The organism is Malaciobacter sp. (assembly GCF_055140965.1).
The window spans coordinates 123788-142619 of sequence record NZ_JBSRRO010000003.1 but is presented as its reverse complement, the minus strand read 5'-3'; the positions used below and the strand labels follow the sequence as shown (position 1 = coordinate 142619).

General features: G+C 24.4%; 19 protein-coding genes. 8 read left to right on the top strand and 11 right to left on the bottom strand.

Translation table 11 applies throughout. The features are described 5' to 3' along the window. The coding region (locus ACTCCZ_RS02240) for a hypothetical protein (protein ID WP_463187125.1) at positions 1-207 on the top strand (207 nt) is incomplete at its 5' end. Here ACTCCZ_RS02240 and ACTCCZ_RS02235 read toward each other — a convergent pair. The 3 genes from ACTCCZ_RS02235 to ACTCCZ_RS02225 all read right to left on the bottom strand — a co-directional run bounded on the left by ACTCCZ_RS02235 (position 204) and on the right by ACTCCZ_RS02225 (position 3231). After that, a complete protein-coding gene (locus ACTCCZ_RS02235) occupies positions 204-2090 on the bottom strand; it encodes a sensor histidine kinase (RefSeq protein ID WP_079576975.1) in 1887 nt (628 codons plus the stop codon). The genes ACTCCZ_RS02240 and ACTCCZ_RS02235 overlap by 4 nt on opposite strands. Positions 2091-2161: 71 nt before the next feature. Next, a complete protein-coding gene (locus ACTCCZ_RS02230) occupies positions 2162-2596 on the bottom strand; it encodes a hypothetical protein (protein ID WP_079576976.1) in 435 nt (144 codons plus the stop codon). A 71-nt stretch (positions 2597-2667) separates the two neighbouring features. Then, positions 2668-3231, bottom strand: a complete 564-nt coding sequence (locus ACTCCZ_RS02225) for a hypothetical protein (protein WP_079576977.1) — start codon at positions 3229-3231, stop codon at positions 2668-2670. A gap of 379 nt (positions 3232-3610) precedes the next feature. Here ACTCCZ_RS02225 and ACTCCZ_RS02220 point away from each other — a divergent pair, with 379 nt between their 5' ends. Then, positions 3611-4078 carry a hypothetical protein gene (locus ACTCCZ_RS02220; RefSeq protein WP_079576978.1) on the top strand — a complete coding sequence of 156 codons (468 nt, stop codon included), beginning with the start codon at positions 3611-3613 and terminating at the stop codon, positions 4076-4078. On the opposite strand, the gene ACTCCZ_RS02215 is transcribed toward ACTCCZ_RS02220, so the two are convergent. After that, entirely contained in the window at positions 4075-4557 is a 483-nt protein-coding gene (locus ACTCCZ_RS02215; protein ID WP_079576979.1) for a GNAT family N-acetyltransferase, read from the bottom strand. The genes ACTCCZ_RS02220 and ACTCCZ_RS02215 overlap by 4 nt on opposite strands. A gap of 209 nt (positions 4558-4766) precedes the next feature. On the opposite strand from ACTCCZ_RS02215, the gene ACTCCZ_RS02210 reads away from it, so the two are divergent. Genes ACTCCZ_RS02210 through ACTCCZ_RS02190 form a run of 5 tightly spaced genes read left to right on the top strand, consistent with a single transcriptional unit; the run spans position 4767 to position 9800 of the window. Next, the gene (locus ACTCCZ_RS02210) at positions 4767-5192 is read left to right on the top strand and encodes a MarR family winged helix-turn-helix transcriptional regulator (RefSeq protein ID WP_079576980.1); all 426 of its coding nucleotides are present in this window, start codon (positions 4767-4769) and stop codon (positions 5190-5192) included. A gap of 7 nt (positions 5193-5199) precedes the next feature. Next, entirely contained in the window at positions 5200-6633 is a 1434-nt protein-coding gene (locus ACTCCZ_RS02205; protein WP_079576981.1) for a TolC family protein, read from the top strand. Further along, positions 6614-8731, top strand: a complete 2118-nt coding sequence (locus tag ACTCCZ_RS02200; RefSeq protein ID WP_079576982.1) for an FUSC family protein — start codon at positions 6614-6616, stop codon at positions 8729-8731. The genes ACTCCZ_RS02205 and ACTCCZ_RS02200 overlap by 20 nt, the downstream gene beginning before the upstream one ends. Beyond that, positions 8722-8922 (top strand): DUF1656 domain-containing protein, encoded by a 201-nt coding sequence (locus ACTCCZ_RS02195; protein WP_079576983.1) that lies wholly within the window; start codon positions 8722-8724, stop codon positions 8920-8922. Before ACTCCZ_RS02200 ends, ACTCCZ_RS02195 begins: the two co-directional genes overlap by 10 nt. A gap of 8 nt (positions 8923-8930) precedes the next feature. Further along, on the top strand, positions 8931-9800 hold the full coding sequence (locus ACTCCZ_RS02190; RefSeq protein ID WP_079576984.1) for an efflux RND transporter periplasmic adaptor subunit: 870 nt from the start codon (positions 8931-8933) through the stop codon (positions 9798-9800). Between the two features lie 57 nt (positions 9801-9857). On the opposite strand, the gene ACTCCZ_RS02185 is transcribed toward ACTCCZ_RS02190, so the two are convergent. The 7 genes from ACTCCZ_RS02185 to htpG form a co-directional block, all read right to left on the bottom strand. Then, positions 9858-10814: a tetratricopeptide repeat protein gene (locus tag ACTCCZ_RS02185; RefSeq protein ID WP_079576985.1), complete on the bottom strand. Its 957-nt coding sequence runs from the start codon at positions 10812-10814 to the stop codon at positions 9858-9860. A gap of 76 nt (positions 10815-10890) precedes the next feature. Then, on the bottom strand, positions 10891-11715 hold the full coding sequence (locus ACTCCZ_RS02180) for a LysR family transcriptional regulator (protein ID WP_079576986.1): 825 nt from the start codon (positions 11713-11715) through the stop codon (positions 10891-10893). 12 nt (positions 11716-11727) lie between these two features. Then, positions 11728-12471, bottom strand: coding sequence for a sulfite exporter TauE/SafE family protein (locus ACTCCZ_RS02175; protein ID WP_079576987.1), 744 nt, complete (start codon positions 12469-12471; stop codon positions 11728-11730). Between the two features lie 98 nt (positions 12472-12569). Next, a complete protein-coding gene (locus ACTCCZ_RS02170; protein WP_265734227.1) occupies positions 12570-12791 on the bottom strand; it encodes a hypothetical protein in 222 nt (73 codons plus the stop codon). A 47-nt stretch (positions 12792-12838) separates the two neighbouring features. Further along, positions 12839-13033 (bottom strand): hypothetical protein, encoded by a 195-nt coding sequence (locus tag ACTCCZ_RS02165; protein WP_228145265.1) that lies wholly within the window; start codon positions 13031-13033, stop codon positions 12839-12841. Next, complete coding sequence (locus tag ACTCCZ_RS02160) at positions 13008-13160, bottom strand: hypothetical protein (protein WP_165772920.1); 153 nt, start codon at positions 13158-13160, stop codon at positions 13008-13010. Before ACTCCZ_RS02160 ends, ACTCCZ_RS02165 begins: the two co-directional genes overlap by 26 nt. A 289-nt stretch (positions 13161-13449) precedes the next feature. Next, a complete protein-coding gene (gene htpG, locus ACTCCZ_RS02155; protein WP_079576988.1) occupies positions 13450-15360 on the bottom strand; it encodes a molecular chaperone HtpG in 1911 nt (636 codons plus the stop codon). Positions 15361-15609: 249 nt separating this feature from the next. Here htpG and ACTCCZ_RS02150 point away from each other — a divergent pair, with 249 nt between their 5' ends. After that, on the top strand, positions 15610-18822 hold the full coding sequence (locus tag ACTCCZ_RS02150) for an EAL domain-containing protein (protein WP_079576989.1): 3213 nt from the start codon (positions 15610-15612) through the stop codon (positions 18820-18822). Positions 18823-18832: the final 10 nt, after the last annotated feature.

Sequence of the window (18832 nt, the reverse complement as noted above, 5' to 3'; positions counted from 1 at the left end):
TCAAAAGAGTTTTTAGGAAAAGAACAAGCAAAAGTAAAAAAGATAGATGTTCCACATGAGGAAGAGCCAAAAGCAAAATATGATAAAAAAGAAGAGTATGAAGACAAAGTAAAAGATAATAATAAGTCATACTCTTATGAAAAAAAGCCTAAACAAGCTCAAACTTTTACTTCAAATAGAAGTGATGATGAGTGGGAGAGCTTTTAGGCTTTTCCACTTTTAAAAGGAAGTGTTACTAAAAAAAGTGCACCCTTCCTTGAGTTTTCAACACTAATTTCACCTTCCATATTTTTTTCAACAATCATTTTAGCCATATAAAGTCCAAGTCCTGTACCTTTTGAACTACTTTTTGTAGTAAAGTATGGTTCAAAAATCAAATCAATATATTCATCTTCAACTCCACCTGCATTATCTAAAACTTTAACAATAGCATTTGAACCAACAGCATCAACTTCAATATAAATATTTGGGTTTTTTATATCTCTTTGAATAAGAACATCTTTTGCATTAGAGATAAGATTTAACATTACTTGTGCGAACTCTCTTTCGTATCCATAAATAATACTATTACATTTTACTTTTTTAACAAGATTTATATTGAAATTTTTAATTGAAGCGTCAACTAAAGTTAAAGCCTCATTACAAGCATCATCTAAATAAAAATAGACTTTCTTTTTATCTGGTTTAAAAAAGTTTCTAAAATCTTCAATTGTATTTGACATAAATTCAATTAGTTTATTTGATTCAATAACTGAATCTTGTATCATTTTTTCATCAACTTTATTAAATTTACTTGCAGTTTCTAGCTCCATTAATACACCCGAAAGTTCACTTAATGGCTGTCTCCATTGATGTGCAATCATACTAAGCATAGCACCCATTCTTGCAAGTCTTGATTGATGAAGCATCGCCCTATCTTTTTTCTTTACATCATCAATTGCTTTTTGAACCTTTAGTTCTAGATTTTTGTTCAAATCTTGTAACTCTTGCTCTTTTTTAACTACACTTTTTCTATATTCGTTAAAAGCTTGATTAATTCTATTTGAGATAAAAACAGATAAAATACCAATAATAAATATTACAAAAAAAGAGATAACAACAACAGTTTCAATATATTTATCAACTCTTTTTTCTAATAACTGCTTATTTTTTAAAATAGAGTTTTCAATATCATCCATATAAAGCCCAGCACCAACAACCCAATTCCATTTTTTATAAAGTTTGAAATATCCAAGCTTTTTAGAAAATTTTTTATGATTTGGTTTTTGCCAGTTATATTCTACAAAGACTCCATTTGGCTTTTTCTTTGTTTCATCAATAAACTTTTTAGTAATATAATCTCCACTTGCATCTTTTAAATCAATATCATATTTTCCAATACTATCTTGTCTAAAAGGGTGAGCAATAAGATGATATTTTGTATCATGTATCCAAATATATCCATTATTTTCATAACGAATAGTTTCAATATACTTTATTAAATCTTTTTTGATTTGTTTGAGGTTTTCTTTACTATTTTCTACACTTCCAATTATCCAATCTAATTTTGGAACATGTTTTATATAGATTAATTTATCTTTTAAATCTATATATTTTCCTGTATCAGGGTATAAATAGTTTTTAATAAACTTATCATTTAATTCAAACTCTTTTTGAATACTTTTATTAAAAGGTTGAATAAGTTTATCATTTTGTACATCATATGCAAAGAAATAATCATTTCTATTAATAGCTTTTGAATCAATTAACTGATTCATAATTTCATTTTTTTTAGTACTATTGAGATTTTTATCTTTTGTTAGTACAGATAGTTGATTATAAAGTATTTCAACCCTATTTTTAACTCTATTTTTAACTTCTTGATTTGCTTTTTTCTCATGATAATCTAAATAAGAAAGAACTGAATTTATCTCTTTTTTAAGTATGTTTTTTTGCTTTGAAATATATTGTGATTCTTCTCTAATACTTTCACCCTCAAAATATTTATATTGATTTTGAATAAAAAAATAAATTGTGAAAAATGCAATAAGAAGTACTGTAATAATAGGAGTTAATATAATTAACTTTGAAATATTTTTTTCGCTAAACATTCTATATTTTCCTAGTTTAAATTCAGTAATCTTATTTAGTTATAGTGAGTATTAAGTGAGCTTTTGAAGCTTTATTGATAAATGTGATATTTTTGATTCTCTTTTGCTTGTCTTTTTTCAATCTCTTCATATGTTTTTAAAGCTAATTGTTTAGTATGCTCATCAAGTTTTTTACCAAAATATTCATCTACAAAATTATCTAAAACTAAAATATAAACAATTGAGTTTAAAATAACTGCATTGTCATCTTTCATTTGTTTTGCTAAATCTATTGCATAAATTGCTTCTTGAAAAGTATAAAAAATTCTATCATTTATATTTTCAAGCCTATGTGCATAACCTAAGATAGTTAAATAGTTTTGTTCATACTCTTGATGAATATTCTCTTCTTTTAACACAGTAGAGTACTCTTTTATTGCTTCTTGATGTTCTGTTACAATTTCATCAGTTTCTACAACACTATTTTTAAATTGATAGAAAAAATCTGTTACTTGTGTAATAATCAAATCTATAATAAATCCTTTGAAAAATTTGTGCAATTATATCAAAATAACTAAAAATTAACAAATTTGATAATTTACATACTTGAATTAAAATAATTTTTAAATGCGTTTAATTTTACTAAACTACAATCAAAATCAATATTTACTCCTTTGTCTTTATCATGCTTATAAATATAGTTTTTATCTAAACTTGAAATTAAAGTTTTAAAAAGTGATCTATCAAAATCTAAAATAAAAACATCTTTATTAACTTCCCAAATATAGATCAAATGAAGCAAAAATTCATCATCAATTTTATAGATTTTAAACTCATAATGTTCATACTCATTTTTTTCAAGAAGTTCAAATTTTTTTAGTTTTAGTTGTTCTTTTAAAAAATCTTCATATAAACTAAGTGCTTGACCTTGCCAAGTTGTATCTTCATCAACTTTTATATACTCGATATAAAAATCAGAAGTTTTTAAAGTAAAAGCATCTAATGTATATGGGTCATGTCTTGTTTTTACATCAAAATTTTCTAAAGTATAAGTATAAAAGAAATCTGAATCAATCTTAAAATTAAGCTCATTGGCTTCCATTGAAAAAATTGGTCTTGAGACTCTTATGATTTTTTTTAAAATATTTTTAAAGAATCCCATAAAATCTTCCTTTTATTTAATATTAAGAAATGTACTTTAACATATATATGATTTTTTTTCAAGGAAATTTAAGGGATATTTTTATTTTTTTGTAAGTTTTATATTTATCTGAAAGTTTAGACTAAAGCTTTATTTTCTTTTTTATGCAAAAAGGCATTTTATCTTTTTGTTTTACTTTTTCATTATAATAAAGCACAAATATCAATGTAAATGTAATACATAATAAGCTAATTATTTCAAACATAAAATCTTCCTAATTAAAATTTTTGAAATAATACTATAGTTTTTTTTAACTTATCTTATATATTACAAATTGTAAGATATTATGTAAGTTTTTATTAAACTTCGCTATACTAAAAACTTAAATTTAGGGAAAAATATGGATATACAAAAACACTTTTCAAAAGAAAATATTATTTCAAACTTAGCAAAATATGATATGTATTATCAAATTTCAACAGGTAAACTAATAAATATAACACAAACAAAAGATATAGATACAAATATAGAGTTTCAATATGCACTAGGATCTATTTATGAACTTTTAAAAGATTTAGAAAAACTTGAAAATGCTCAAGAACTTTTTGAAGATGAACTTAGAAACCAAGCAGCAATGGACGCAACACAAAACTTTATTAATAATAATATGCAATTAGTAAAAGATAAAAAAATAGAAATAGAACCTATTATAAATGATATAAATGACGGTAATTTTTTCAATAGAACTATGATAGAAATATGTGAACAAAATCAAGAAAAACAACTAAAAAAATGGGAAGAAGTAATTACAGATAAATTAGCAACTGCAATACTTCAATCCTTGCAAGAGTTAGAAGCTAAAAACTAGCTTCTAGCAAACTCTTCTAAAGCATTGCCTGTAAGTCTATATGGTATCCATTCTGTTTGCCCTTTAGCACCAATACTATCATAAAAATCAATTGATGGTTTATTCCAATCTAATACTTGCCACTCTACTCTACCACAATCATTTTCAATTGCTATTTGAGCAAGTTTTTTAAGTAGTGCTTTTCCTGCACCTATTCCTCTAAACTGGGGTGTTACATATAAATCTTCTAAATAGATTCCATTTTTACCAAGCCAAGTTGAATAATTGAAAAAGTATAAAGCCATACCAATTGGTTTATTTTCATATTCACAAAGCAAAACAGAAGTAACACTTTTCTTTCCAAAAACAGTTTTCTTTATAGTATCAACATCTGTTTTAACTTCATGCTCTGCTTTTTCATAAATAGCCAACTCTTTAATAAAATTAAATATTGTTTGTGCATCTTCTACAGTTGCATCTCTTAAAATAATATCTGACATTTTTCTCCTTTATTACAATAGAATAATTATTAAATCTAAAATAGTTAAAATTAATCTTAAAATTGAAAAAAATCAATATTTAATAGATATATCTTTTTAAATTTAGGTATTTATAAGTTTAAAAACGTAAAATGCTTAATCTATTAATAGTTAACATATTAACTATTAATAAGCTATCTTTTATACTAATTTAACTTAAAAGGTCTTGCATGGCATTTCAATCAGATAATATATTTGGGATTTTAATTGCAAATATTAGAAATCATTTAAAAAATAATCTAGAAAAGAAGTTACAAGAACATGATATATCTGCTGCACAAAGTATTATTATTAGAAGACTTTGTGAAAAAGATAATCTAACACAAAAAGAGCTTGCAAAAGATACATACTTTAAACAATCAAGCCTAACACTTTTAATAGATAAATTAGAACAAAAAGGTCTAGTTGAAAGAAAAAATAAAAAAAATGATAGAAGAGCATATCTTATATGTATAACTTCAAAAGGTAAAAAATTAGAACAAATTATAAAAGATGCAGGAAAAGAGCTTGAAGAAAAAGCACTTGAAGGAATAGATTCACATAATAAAGAACTTTTAATCCAAGCCCTTAAACAAGTATATTCAAATCTAAAGTAAGGAAAATATGAAAATAATACTATTTACAATTTCAATCATTTTTTTATTTAACGGTTGTGTACCCAAAATAGAAAAAATAGAAAAAATCAAAGATTCAAAAATAGAAAAAGAACTAATACAAGATTTAACTAAATTTAGTAGCAATGACATAGAATTAAAAAATAACTGGTGGAAAAATTATGAAGATTCTCAACTAAATGAATTATTAAATGATGCTATAAAAAATGCACCAAGTATAAAACAATTGGAATCAAAATATAAAATAGCAAGAAATTTAACAAAAGCACATCAATCAAAAAATATTCCTAATATAGATTTTGATTCAAATACTTCAAGACAAAGATATAGCAAAAACCATATATACCCTGCTCCACTTGCAGGAAGTTATAATAATTTGTATCAAACAGAACTTGCTTTAAATTATGATTTTGACTTTTGGGATGAAAGAAAAGCTTTAATTAAAGCTTCTAAAAATGAAGCATTAGCAAAACAAGCACTAATTAAAGTTAAGGAATTAGTTGTATATACATCTATTACTAAATTATATATATCATGGAATTTTAAAATTCAAAAAATAAAAAGGTTAAGTACATTAAAAAGATTGATTTATGAAAAGCATAATATATTAGAAAGATTATATAAATTAGGTCTAGCAAATAAATCAAAAATAAATCAAAGCAACTACTTAAGTGAAAAAATAAATCAAGATATATTAACTACAAAAGCACAAATCGAAGATATAAAAGCATCAATTGGTATTATTGGTGGATTTTTACCATCAAGATTAAAAAATTTAAAAAATCCAAATATAACAAAAAACTATAAATTTTATGTACCAAAAAATATTCATTTAGATGTGATATCACATCTTCCTAAAATCGCTTTTCAAAAATACTTATTAATAAGTAAAAATGAGTACATAAAAAAAGCAAAAGCAAAATTTTATCCAAATATAGATTTAAAAGCATTAGTTAATTTTACATCTTTTTCTTTTGTTGATTTATTTACAAAGTCATCTTTTTCTCCAAAAAGTGAAGTAGCTTTTTCATTACCAATATTTAATGCAAATAAAAAACAAGAGAATCTTAATGCAAAAGTAAATGATTATAATACACAAGTTTATGCCTATAATCAAACTATAATAGAAGCTATAAATGAGATAGTCAAAACATTAAAAAAAATAGATCTAAATAAATCAAATATAAAAGCTCAGAATAATGTGATGATTTACAAAATGAAAAATGAAAATATTGAGAAAGAAATATATAAATTAGGATTAAAAAATAAAATCTCTTATTTAGACTCTAAAATAGATATTCAAGAAGAAAAAATAAAAAGTATTTCATTACAAGATAAACAAATGCAACTACAAATAAACTTAATCAAATCACTTGGTGGTGGATACAAAAATAAGGTAAGTAATGTTCTTAGCCTTAAATAAAACTACTTTAAAATATGCAATAAAAGAGTGGGTAAATCAAGATTTACCTATTTTAAAATATATAGTAAAATCTACAACTGCAGCACTTCTTGCATTGTCTATTTGTATGTATTTTAATCTTGAAATGCCACAAACATCTGTATTTACAGTATTTATTGTAATGCAACCTTTTAGTGGACTTGTGTATTCAAAAAGTTTTTATAGATTAGTAGGAACAATCATTGGAACTATTATGGCTTTTATTTTAGTTGGTGCATTTATCCAAGATAGAGTATCTTTTACTCTATTTTTTGCATTATGGATTGGACTTTGTGCCGCTGTTGGATTTATGTCAAGAAACTTCATGTCTTATGGATTTGTGCTTTCTGGATACACTATTGCACTTGTTACTATGCCAATAATGCAAAGATTGCAAGATGTATTTACTTTTGGTATAGATAGATTATCTGAAGTAATTATTGGATTATTATGCTCTAGTTTTATAAGTGAAATACTTTTCCCTCAAAAACTATCCAAAACACTTCAAAAAACTGAAAAAAGAAAATTTGATTTATTAATTAAATCTCTTAGCAATAATGAAAATATATTTAACTTTGAAAAAGAGAGTATAAATTATGCAAAAGATATTTTAGGTACTGATTCACTAAGAATAAATAGTAATTTTGAAACAGGAATGAAAAAATCAAACAGATTATATTATAAAAGATTAAACTCTGAATTTATGCATATAAGTACTACTTTTTTCTCATTGAAAAATATTATAAATAACAACATAAATAATGCAATTTTTGTAAACTCAATAAAAAGTATTTATTTTGTATTAGAAGATTGTTTAAAAAAGTTTTCAGATGAACAACAAACAGTTCAAACAATAAATAATTTAGTACTAGAGCTAAAATCTTTAAAAAAAACAACTCTGTTAAAAATTAAAAAAGAAAAACAGAAAATATCCCATGATGATTTTGAGTTATTGCATGATTTTAATAGTATAACTTATTTAATTACAAGAATCGAAGGTGAATTAATTGAATACTGCACTACATATCTTAGTTTTATTTCAAATGACACTAAGATAAAAAAACTTGAAGATTTTTCACAAAATCTAAAATTTTCTACACATAGTGATAATATTTTAATTTCCTTGATGATTACAAGGGGTGCAATAGCACTGATTTTGATGATGACATTTTGGATGATATCAGGTTGGAAATATGCTCCATTTGCAGTAATTCCAGCAGTTGCTAATACACTTTTATTAAGTACCGCTCCAAATCCAGTAGGTGCAACAAAAAACTTTTTAATTGGTACTACAATTGCCCTATTTATAACACCTATTTATAATTTTTATATTATACCTATGTTTGTAAATGATTTAATTACATTTTGTATATTTTTAACTCCTGTTTTAGCTTTTATTTCACTACTTATGATACTTCCAGGAAAAAATCTAATAGGATTTGGCTTTTTACTTATTTTTATTAATACCTGTGCTATTTATACCCATTATAATATGAATTTTATTAGTTTTGCAGATATGAGTATTGCAACAATATTAGGACTTATTATTTCAGGATTTAGTTTTATTCTTATTGATTTTGCATCAAATGTTTGGATTGAATCAAGAGTAAAAAGAACACTTAATTCACAAATCAATAAATCAATAAAAGAAAAACTTGCTCTTCAAAGAGTTAAACTTGAAAGTGGAAGTTTTGATTTACTTCAAAGGTATTCTGCAATTGGAAGACTTGATACTAAATCAAATAAGACTATTTTTAGATGGGTTTTATCTACTTTAGAACTAGGAAAAGCAATAATTAATATAAGAAGAAAATCAAGCTTATTTTCAAAAAGGCGCCCTCCTCAAATACATAAAATTCTTACTTTAATAAAAAAATATTTTGATTTTAAAAATAAAAAAAATAAAAAAGAACAACTAGAAAAAATAAAACATCATATAGAAGAGTTTGAGCATATACACTTAAACTCTGCAAATGATCAAATCCTATTAAAAGATATTTATATAAATTTTTCAATTATATATTCAATTATAAAAAATAGAGAATTTTTACCAGTAAAAAGAGAAATAAAATGCACTTAATTGTATCACTATTTGGAATACAAATACCAGCACTGATTTTGATATTTTTATTTGCAGGAGTAATTCAAATATTATTAAATAGAGTTTTTGCAGACTTGGGTGTTTATGAATTTGTATGGCATCCAGGACTTTTTAGAACTGCAATATTTATATGCATATTTGCAAGTTTTTCACTAATAATTTATAAATAAGGACATAAATGCAAAAAAATAAAATCATTAAACTTATAAGATATACAATAACATTTACAATAGTTACAATTGCCATAATATTATCAATCACATTATGGCACAATTATGTTGATTTACCATGGACAAGAGATGGAAAAATAAGAGCAGATATTACTCTTATAGCTCCTGATGTTTCAGGAATTGTTACAAAAGTATATGTAAAAGACAATCAATATGTAAAAAAGAATGATAAACTTTTTGAAATAGATAAAAAGCGATTTGAAGCAAATGTTTTAAGACAACAATCACTTGTTGAGATAAAAAAAGCTAACTATTTAAAGAAAAAAGCCCAATACGATAAAAGAGTAAAAGCTAAAGACTCAATAATACCAAAAGATATAAAAGATAATGCAAAATATGATTTGCTTATGGCAAAAGAAGAGCTAAATGAAACAAAAGCAAAATTGAATTTATTAAAACTTGATATAAAAAGAAGTACAGTACTAGCTTCAACTTCAGGATGGGTTAATAACTTGCTTTTAAAAGAAGGTGATTTTATAAAAATAGGAGAGAGTCATCTATCTATTTTAAATGAAAATAGTTTTTGGGTATATGGATATTTTGAAGAAAATAAAATTTCTAAAATAAATATTGGAGATAGCTCAACTATGAATCCACTTGGAACAGATATTATATTAAAAGGACATGTTCAAAGTATTGCAAATGGTATCACAGATAGAGGAAATGAAGTAGGAAAAGGACTTTTAGCAAATGTAAATCCATCTTTTACATGGGTTAGATTAGCACAAAGAATTCCTGTAAGAATTTCTATTGATAAAGTACCAAAAAATTATATACTAAGAGCAGGTACAACTTGCACTATTGAGATTAAAAATTAAATTATTTATGTTCAATCTTTTATATTTTCAAAGATTGAACATAAAATTAATTACTACTTAAAAAGAGTTTGTATTATATTTTTCTTTATCTTTTAAAACTTCAGCTGTTAAGACCATATCTTTAATAATTGCATCTTTTGTATTTGCAAATTTTTCTATGAACTTATCAGAAACTTCTATTAATTCTGCTTGTTTTCCCAATTCACCTAAAAGAAGTATTTTATTGTATAAAGCTAAAGCAACTTGAGATAGAAGCATTGGATTTATTTCATTTTCAAAGTTAATTATTATTTCATCATATGTTTCTAAAGCTTTAGAAATCTCATTTATATTACTTAAAAGCGAAGCTTTATTTACTAGTGCTTTTGCTAGTAATTCTAGACTATCTTTATTGTTAATCTTATTGCATATTTCTATCAATCTATCAAATTTCACAATAGCTTTATCATTGTTTTCTAGTTTTTGATAAATAGAAGAAAGATTAAATAATGCACTAGCAACATCAAGCAAAACCTCTTCTTGTTCTGAGTTTTCAAAGTTTTTGATTAACTCTTCATATACTAAAACAACATCTTCAAGTTTTCCCAACTCTTTTGTACAAATAGCTTTATTTAAATATGTTTTTGTCAATATTAACTCTATTTTTAAAGAAACATCAGATATAAAGTTTTCTAACAATTGATTATAACAAGACAATTCTTCTTCATACTTTTTTTCTTTTGCTAGAATTATGGCTTTATTATATAATGCATAAGCAAAAATATATGAGATATTTTCATCTTTTGTTTTTGAAAAATTATCTATAATTTCATCAAAAGTTTCAAGAAGCTGTTTTTTTTGATCTAAAACTGTCAATACTCTTACCTTTGCCATAAGTGCATAAGCAACTTCAATATCAACTTCTTGTGCAACTTTTAAAAGTTCATAACTTAAATCTAAAGCTTTTTCATACTCTTTATTATGAAATTTTGTATTAAATTCATCATATAGTTCTTTAAAATCTAACTGACTCAACTTATCTCCTAAACTATTTTTTAATCTGTAAAATATAGTAGACTCTATCTTAAAACTTAATATATTTTTTCGATAATTATAAATCAAACTCAATATTTCTTAAATATTTTTCGATTATAGGTTTAAAATCTTTTCTACATATTAAATGTGTATCAAGTTCAAAATCCATATTTGTAATTTTTAGTCTATTTGTATATCCAAACTTTTCTATTATTGGTCGTGAAAAAAGCGCAACACCATAACCAGCTTCAACACAAGATAGTATCAATTCATAGTTTTCTAAATTTACTTTTTTATAACTGCTTTTTTTATTTTTTGAAAGATATTTATCTAAAAAGACTCTATTTAAACAACCATTTTTATATGCAAAAATAGTATTTTGAGCAGTTTTATCTTTTGATTGAACTAAAACTATATCCTCTTTTATAATATTTAAAACTTCTATTTCTTTATGATTTGGATTTCCATTTACAAAGGCAATATCAAGTTTATAATCTAATAATTGCTCAATTAAATTTAAACTACTATCTACAACAAACTCTAAATTCATATCTTTAAAATCTTTGTTTAATTTTTTTTGAAAATCTATTAGTCTGATAGTTGTATTTGATTGAGTTGAACCTATTTTTAGTAGTTCATGATAATCAATATTTCTTATTTTTAAAGTTGCCTCTTCTACTTTTTTAACTATTTCAATAGCATAAGGATAGAGTTTTTCTCCCTCAATTGTAAGAATTACACCTTTATTTGTTCTATAAAATAAAGCATAACCTAAACTCTTTTCAAGTTGTTTTATTCTTAAAGTGACATTTGATTGAGTAAAGTTTAACTCTTTTGCTCCCAAAGAGATACTTTTATTATTTGCAACTGCAATAAATACTTTTAATAAATTTGAATCCATACTATAAAACCTTTATAAAAATAGAGTTTGATATACTAATGTTAGTGCTATAATAAATAGTAAAACCTTTAATATTTTTGCATAAAATTTTGCATCAATTTTTCTTTTTATTTTTATACCCAAAAACATTCCTAAAGATACAATCACAATACTTAAAATAGATAATTCAAAAGCTTCATTTGAGAAAGCACCCAAAGATATAAAAACTATAAGTTGCCCTATTTTAGTAAATAAAAAACATAAATTTGACAATTGAATTGTATCTTTTTTTGTATATTTTAACTCTAAAGTGTACATTATCATCAAAGGCGCAACTATATTTGTAAGACCTGAAATGATTCCACCAATTAAGCCCAAACCATAAGTAGATGACTTTGGATAAGAAGAGATAAATGTAGCTTCAATTTTTACAAAAGATTGTAAAAGATAAACAAATATAATAAAAGCAAGTAAAAGTTTGAAATAGTTTGAATTTGTATAAACTAAAAGAACAGTTCCTAAAGCACTTCCTATCACCATAAGTAAGATAATAAACCAAAACTTTTTTAAAGCTTCAAAAAACTTACCCTCACTTAAAATACTAATAATATTCACAAGCATAGTAGAAATAAGCATATAAGTAATTGTTGTTTGAATATCAGTAAATAAAGCAACCAAAGGAGTAGAAATCATCCCAAAACCAAAACCAATACTACCATGAACAAGTGAAGAAAAAAGAACAATCACCCCAAAAGCAATTACAAAATAAATATCCATATGACTACCTTTAATATTACATATAACTATGTGTAATACCAAAAGGCATTACTAAAGATTATATCAAAAGTTTATTAAAGGTGTTTTAAATATTTAATTTATGCTTTTTTAAGGCCATCTAAAATAATTCTTTTCATAAAAGTTTCATCAGCGTATTTTACACACTCTATTGATGCATTAATATATTCTTGGGATGTATAGTTTGAATAATCAATTGGTTGATAACCATTATAAACAACAATCATATCAAAAAATAATCTTGTTATTCTTCCATTTAATTCATAAAAAGGGTGAAGACAAATCAATTCTGATTTTATCAAAGCAATTTTTTCTGCAAAAATTTCTTTAGATATGAAACTACAATCTCTTAAGTAATTCTCTTTTTCAACATATCAAAAACTGTATTTTCATTTAATTGTGAAATATAAAGTTCATATGCTTGTTTTAATAAAAGAGATTCTATTTCATGTAGTTCTAATGAGTTTTTTAAAGAGAGTTTATTTATCGGAATATCTGTACCATCATAGTAGATTTCACTATCTTTTTGATGATACTTTGACATTGTATTTTTCCATTAAAACTTTTGCTTTTACTTGCACTTCTTTAGATGGTTTTTTATATCCCTCAATTAAATTTGAGTCTCTAACTGTTTTTGAAATTTGAGATTTACTTACTTTTGCAATAGTCATTTATAACTCCTATTTTGTAATTATATTTTATCTAATTTTTACAAAAAAAGAAAAGCTTTTTATTTTTTATATATACTTTTAAAATCGTTACTATAAAACTATCAATTTTTTACAATATCAATAATAATCAGCCTTAATTATAAAAATATTTTACTTATAATACTATTTTTAAAAGAGTTAGTTGTATGAAGATTCAAGGCGAAGTAAATTTTTGGCGATTGAGCATACTAAAGTATGTGATTGAGCCAAAAATTTACTTCAACGCAGAAGATTTATGCAAATAGCTCTTTTAAAGAGCTTTTGCTGTGATTCTTGATAATCTTTGTGCGAATGACACTGCGTCAGTAATTTCCATACCTTCACTTAGTTTTGCTTGGTCTAGTAGTACCCATGAAACATCATTGATTAAAGAGTCATCTGCACAACCATTTAGTTTTTTAACTATATCATGGTCTGGATTTATTTCTAAAATTGGTGCTGATTCTGGTACTTCTTGTCCCATTGCTTTCATCATTTGTGCCATTTGTGCCATTGGATCATTTGCATCTTTTACAACACAAGATGGAGAATCAGAAAGTCTATTTGTAACTTTAACTTCTTTTACAGATTCACCTAAAATATCTTTGATTTTTTTAGTTATATCTTGGAATTTCTCTTCTACTTCTTTTTTCTCTTCTTCTGTTTGCTCTACTTTTGGAGGTTCAACAGAAGTAATATCTTTAAATTCCCACTCTTGGTATGCACCTAAAGTTGGTGTGATAATCTCATCTATCTCTTTATCATCACAAATTAAAACTTCGATATCATTTTTCTTATAACTTTCTAATAATGGAGAGTTTCTTAATACTTTTTCATTCTCACCTACAATATAATAAATTGCTTTTTGTTCAGTATTAGCTCTATCTTTATAAGCTGCTAATGAAGTTAATTTACCATTTTCAGTTTTAGTAGATTTGTATCTAATTAAATCTAAGATTAAATCTTTATTTGTAAAGTCTTGGTAAGCACCCTCTTTTAAAGGTCTATTATATTGAGAGATAAACTCTTCATATTTCTCTTCATCTTTAGCAAGTTTTTTAATCTCATTTAAGATTTTTTTAACTGAACCTTGTTTGATATTTGCTAAGATTCTATTTTCTTGTAAAATTTCTCTACTAACATTTAATGGTAAATCTTCACTATCAATAATACCTCTTACAAATCTTAAGTAAGTTGGTAATAACTCTTTTTCATCATCAGTAATGAATACTCTTTTAACATAAAGCTTAACTCCTGGTTGATAATCAGCTCTATAAAGATCCATTGGAGCAGTTTTTGGAATATAAAAAAGTGTTGTATATTCGTTTACACCCTCAGCTTTTGTATGAATAGTACATAAAGGATCTTGTGAATCATGAGAAATTGATTTATAAAACTCATTATAATCTTCTTGTTTTAGACTAGATTTTGGCTGTGTCCAAAGTGCTGTTGCTTCATTGATTTTTTCATGTCTATTTTCAATAGTTTTTTTAGCTTCTTTTCCAGCTTTTTTATCCTCTTCACTTAACTCTTCTTCTATTTCTTCTTGGTAATTTAAGTAAATTGGATATGCAATATGATTTGAATATTTTCCAATAATATTTTTAATTCTTTCTTTAACTGCAAATTCAGATGCTTCTTCATCTTTTAATTTTATATAAATAACTGTTCCATTTGTCTCTTTTGTAACAGGGATTATTTCAAATTCACCAGTTCCAGTTGAAGACCATTTATAAGCAGTCTCTTCACCAGCTTTTTTTGAAATAACATCAACATTTGAAGCTACCATAAATACAGAATAAAACCCTACTCCAAATTGTCCAATTAAATTACTATCTTTTTTTGCGTCACCTGTTAATGCTTCAACAAATGATTTTGTTCCAGATTTTGCAATAGTACCAATAGAAGAGATTAACTCTTCTTCATTCATACCAATACCATTATCAACTATTGTAATAGACTTATCTTCTTCATCAAAAGAGATATTAATCTCTCCAGACCAGTCCTCACCAATAGATTTTTTCATATTATCATCTGTTAATTTTAAATAGTTTAATTTATCAATTGCATCACTTGAATTTGATACAAGCTCTCTTATAAAAATCTCTTTATTTGAATATAAAGAGTGAGTCATTAAGTGTAGTAATTGTCCTACTTCTGTTTGAAATTGATGTTTTGCCATTAATTATTCTCCTTAATTTTAGGAAATGGACAAATTGCAAAAAGCAATATGCACCATAATTTCTCCTATATATTTTATAAATTTTACAGAAGAATTTTAGCACAACTTTATAAAAGTTGGCTAAAGTTTTTATTTTATTTAGCACTTTTGCAAGACAAGTGCCAACAAAGACTTTTTTTAGACTTAAGTTGCAACTTAAAACTTTTCCTGTATTATAAAGTGACAATAAAATTACAAAAGAGTTGATAAATGAAAAGAAAAATACTTTATAAAATGATTTTAATTATTATGATTCCTACTTTAGGAATGATTTTTTTTAGTAGTATCTATATTTATAACAAATATAAAACTTTAGATAGGCTTGATACTATTGATCTACATATAAATTATGTACTTAATGCAGAGTTTTTATTAAATAATTTACAAAAAGAGAGAGGTATGTCAGCTGGGTATATTGGTTCACTTGGCAAAAAATTTAAAGAAGATTTACTTTTTCAAAGAAAACAAACAGATAAATCAAAAAAAATTTTTGATGATTTCATATTAGGATATGACTTTAACTCTCAAAAAGAAAAAAGCCATATCAAAAAAATTCAAAATGAACTTTTCAAATTAGAAAAACTAAGAAGTAAAGTTTTAAAACTTGATATAGATTTGACAAATGAATTAAAAAGTTATAATCAAATGACAAATGCGATAATTGATTCAATTACTATTTTATTAACAAGCAATGTAAATAACAACATAAGCAATAAACTTCTTGCAACGCTTTATCTTATTAATACAAAAGAGTATGCGGGATTAGAAAGAGCAATATTATCAAACAGTTTTTCTAAAAAATATTTAGAAAAAGATGATTTTACAAAAATTGTAAAATTAGTATCTTTACAAAATAATAATATTAAAAATTTCAAAAATATTATAAGTATTCAAGAACTAAACTTCTTTTATAATACTTTTAATTCAAAACTTATTGAAGATGTTTTAAGTTATAGAGAAAAAATATATAAGCTTGGCAATAGCAAAACTTTAGATGTAGATGCGAAAAATTGGTGGGATATTTCAACTAAAAGAATTGATGCATTAGGAACTACAATTGAGTATTTTATGAAAGCTGTTTTAAAAGATGCAAAACAATTAAAAACTTACACAATAAATAGTTTAATATATAGTTTTATACTTTGGCTTATTGGTATACTTGCTTCAATATTTTCTATTTTTGCACTTAGAAAAATAACAAAACAAGAAAACCAAAACTTAAAAAGTTTAAAAAAACAGAAAAAAATCTATAATATTTTAAATAATGCAAATGAATTAATAATTTATAATTATACAATGGAAGAGGTTTTAAATAAAGCTTGTAGCTTTGCTACAAAAGAGTTAGACTTATCTCTTAGTTTTATTTGCTTATTAAATAAGCAAGATAGATTGCAAATAGTGGAATCAAGTGGTAAAAATAAAAATATTTTATCAAAACTTGAAATTAATAACAAAAATAAAATCTACAAAAAATCTTTAATTGAGAGAAAAAATCTGATTGTAAATAATACTAAAGAAGATAAGTCTTCTCTTGATTTAACAACAGAAAAATTAAATGAAATTAATTCAATTGCAGTTTATCCTTTATATAAAAAAGACAAAAGCATGGGTATTATGGCTTTTTGTTCTAAAGATATAGATTTTTTTGATGAAGAGATTGTTACCATATTTGACAAAATGACAAATGATTTATCTTATGGTTTAGAAAAAGAAGAGAATGAGAAATTAAGATTAGAGTATGAAGAAGAGATAAAACTTGCTTCTTACTCATTTGATTCACATGAAGCTATGGCAATTACAGATGCAAATGCAAATATTATAAAAGTAAACAGCTCTTTTACAAAAATCACAGGATACACAAATAGTGAAGCAATAGGAAATAATCCAAAAATACTAAAATCTGGAAAACATAGCAAAGAGTTCTATGAAAAACTTTGGAGTGATATTTTAAACTATGGTTCTTGGAGTGGAGAGATTTATAATAAAAGAAAAAATGGTGAGATTTATCCTGAAAGAGCAACTATTACAGCAATTAAAAACAATATGGGAGAAACTACTCATTTTATTGCACAATTTTTTGATATTACTGAAATAAAAAGAAGCCAAGAAAGACTTATTCATCAAATACAAACAGATAGTCTTACTGGATTGTATAATAGAACTATCTTAAATGAAAAGTTAAATCAAGCAATCGCACTTGCAACTAGACACAAAATATTTGGTGGTGTTATTTTTATTGATTTAGATAATTTTAAATATATAAATGATTCATTAGGGCATGATGTAGGAGATTTATTTTTAATAGAAATAGCAAAAAGAATAAAAGGATGTTCAAGAGTTGATGATATTGTTATAAGACTTGGGGGAGATGAGTTTGTAATATTAGTACAAAATATTAGCATGCAAAAAGAAGAAGCAATTATTAAAATAGAAAAATTTGCAAATAAAATATTAAATTCACTAGATAATCCAATAAAAATCGATAAGCATAAATTAACTACCACAAGTAGTATTGGAGTTGCACTTTTTCCTGAAAATAATAAAAATTCAATCGATATTATAAAAAATGCAGATGCAGCAATGTACTTATCAAAAGAACAAGGTAAAAATAGAGTTATGTTTTATCATGAAGATTTGGATAAAAAAACAAGAAACTATTTAAGAATAGAAAATGAATTAAGAGAGGCTATAAAAGAGAATCAATTTGAGTTATATTATCAAAAAAAATATGATTATGAAAAGAAAAAAGTTTTAGGATTTGAAGCTCTTATTAGATGGAATCATCCAACAAAAAAAATCTTATATCCAGACAATTTTTTAGATGTTGCCAAAAAATCTGATTTAATTATTCAAATTGGAAAATGGGTTTTAAAAACAGTAATTAATCAAATAAGTGATTGGAAAAAACAAAATATAGATTTAGATGATATAAAAGTATCAATAAATATATCATTATTGGAGTTTTCTCATCCAGAGTTTTTAAATAGTGTAAGAAAAATAATTAAAGAATCAAATTTTGATACAAAATATCTAGAGTTTGAAATAGATGAAGCATCGATTTTCAAAGATTTAAATCTTGCAATCAAAAGAATAAGTCAATTAAAAGAGTTAGGTATTTCTTGTAGTATTGATGGCTTTGGAGTGGGATATTCTTCACTTAATTCAATTTCTAAAATTCCAGTTGATACAATAAAATTAAATAAAGACTTTCTAAGACAAAAAGATGTTTTAGTAAATGATTCTATAATAAATATGGTAATAGAAATTGCACAAAAACTAAATCTTAAACTTATAATTGAAGGAGTAGAAAAAAAAGAAGAGATTGATTATCTTATTGAAAAAAATAGCTATTTATATCAAGGTTACTATTTTAGTAAACCGCTTAAAGCAAAAGATGCAATTTTTTTACTAAATAAAAAATAAAGATAATTTG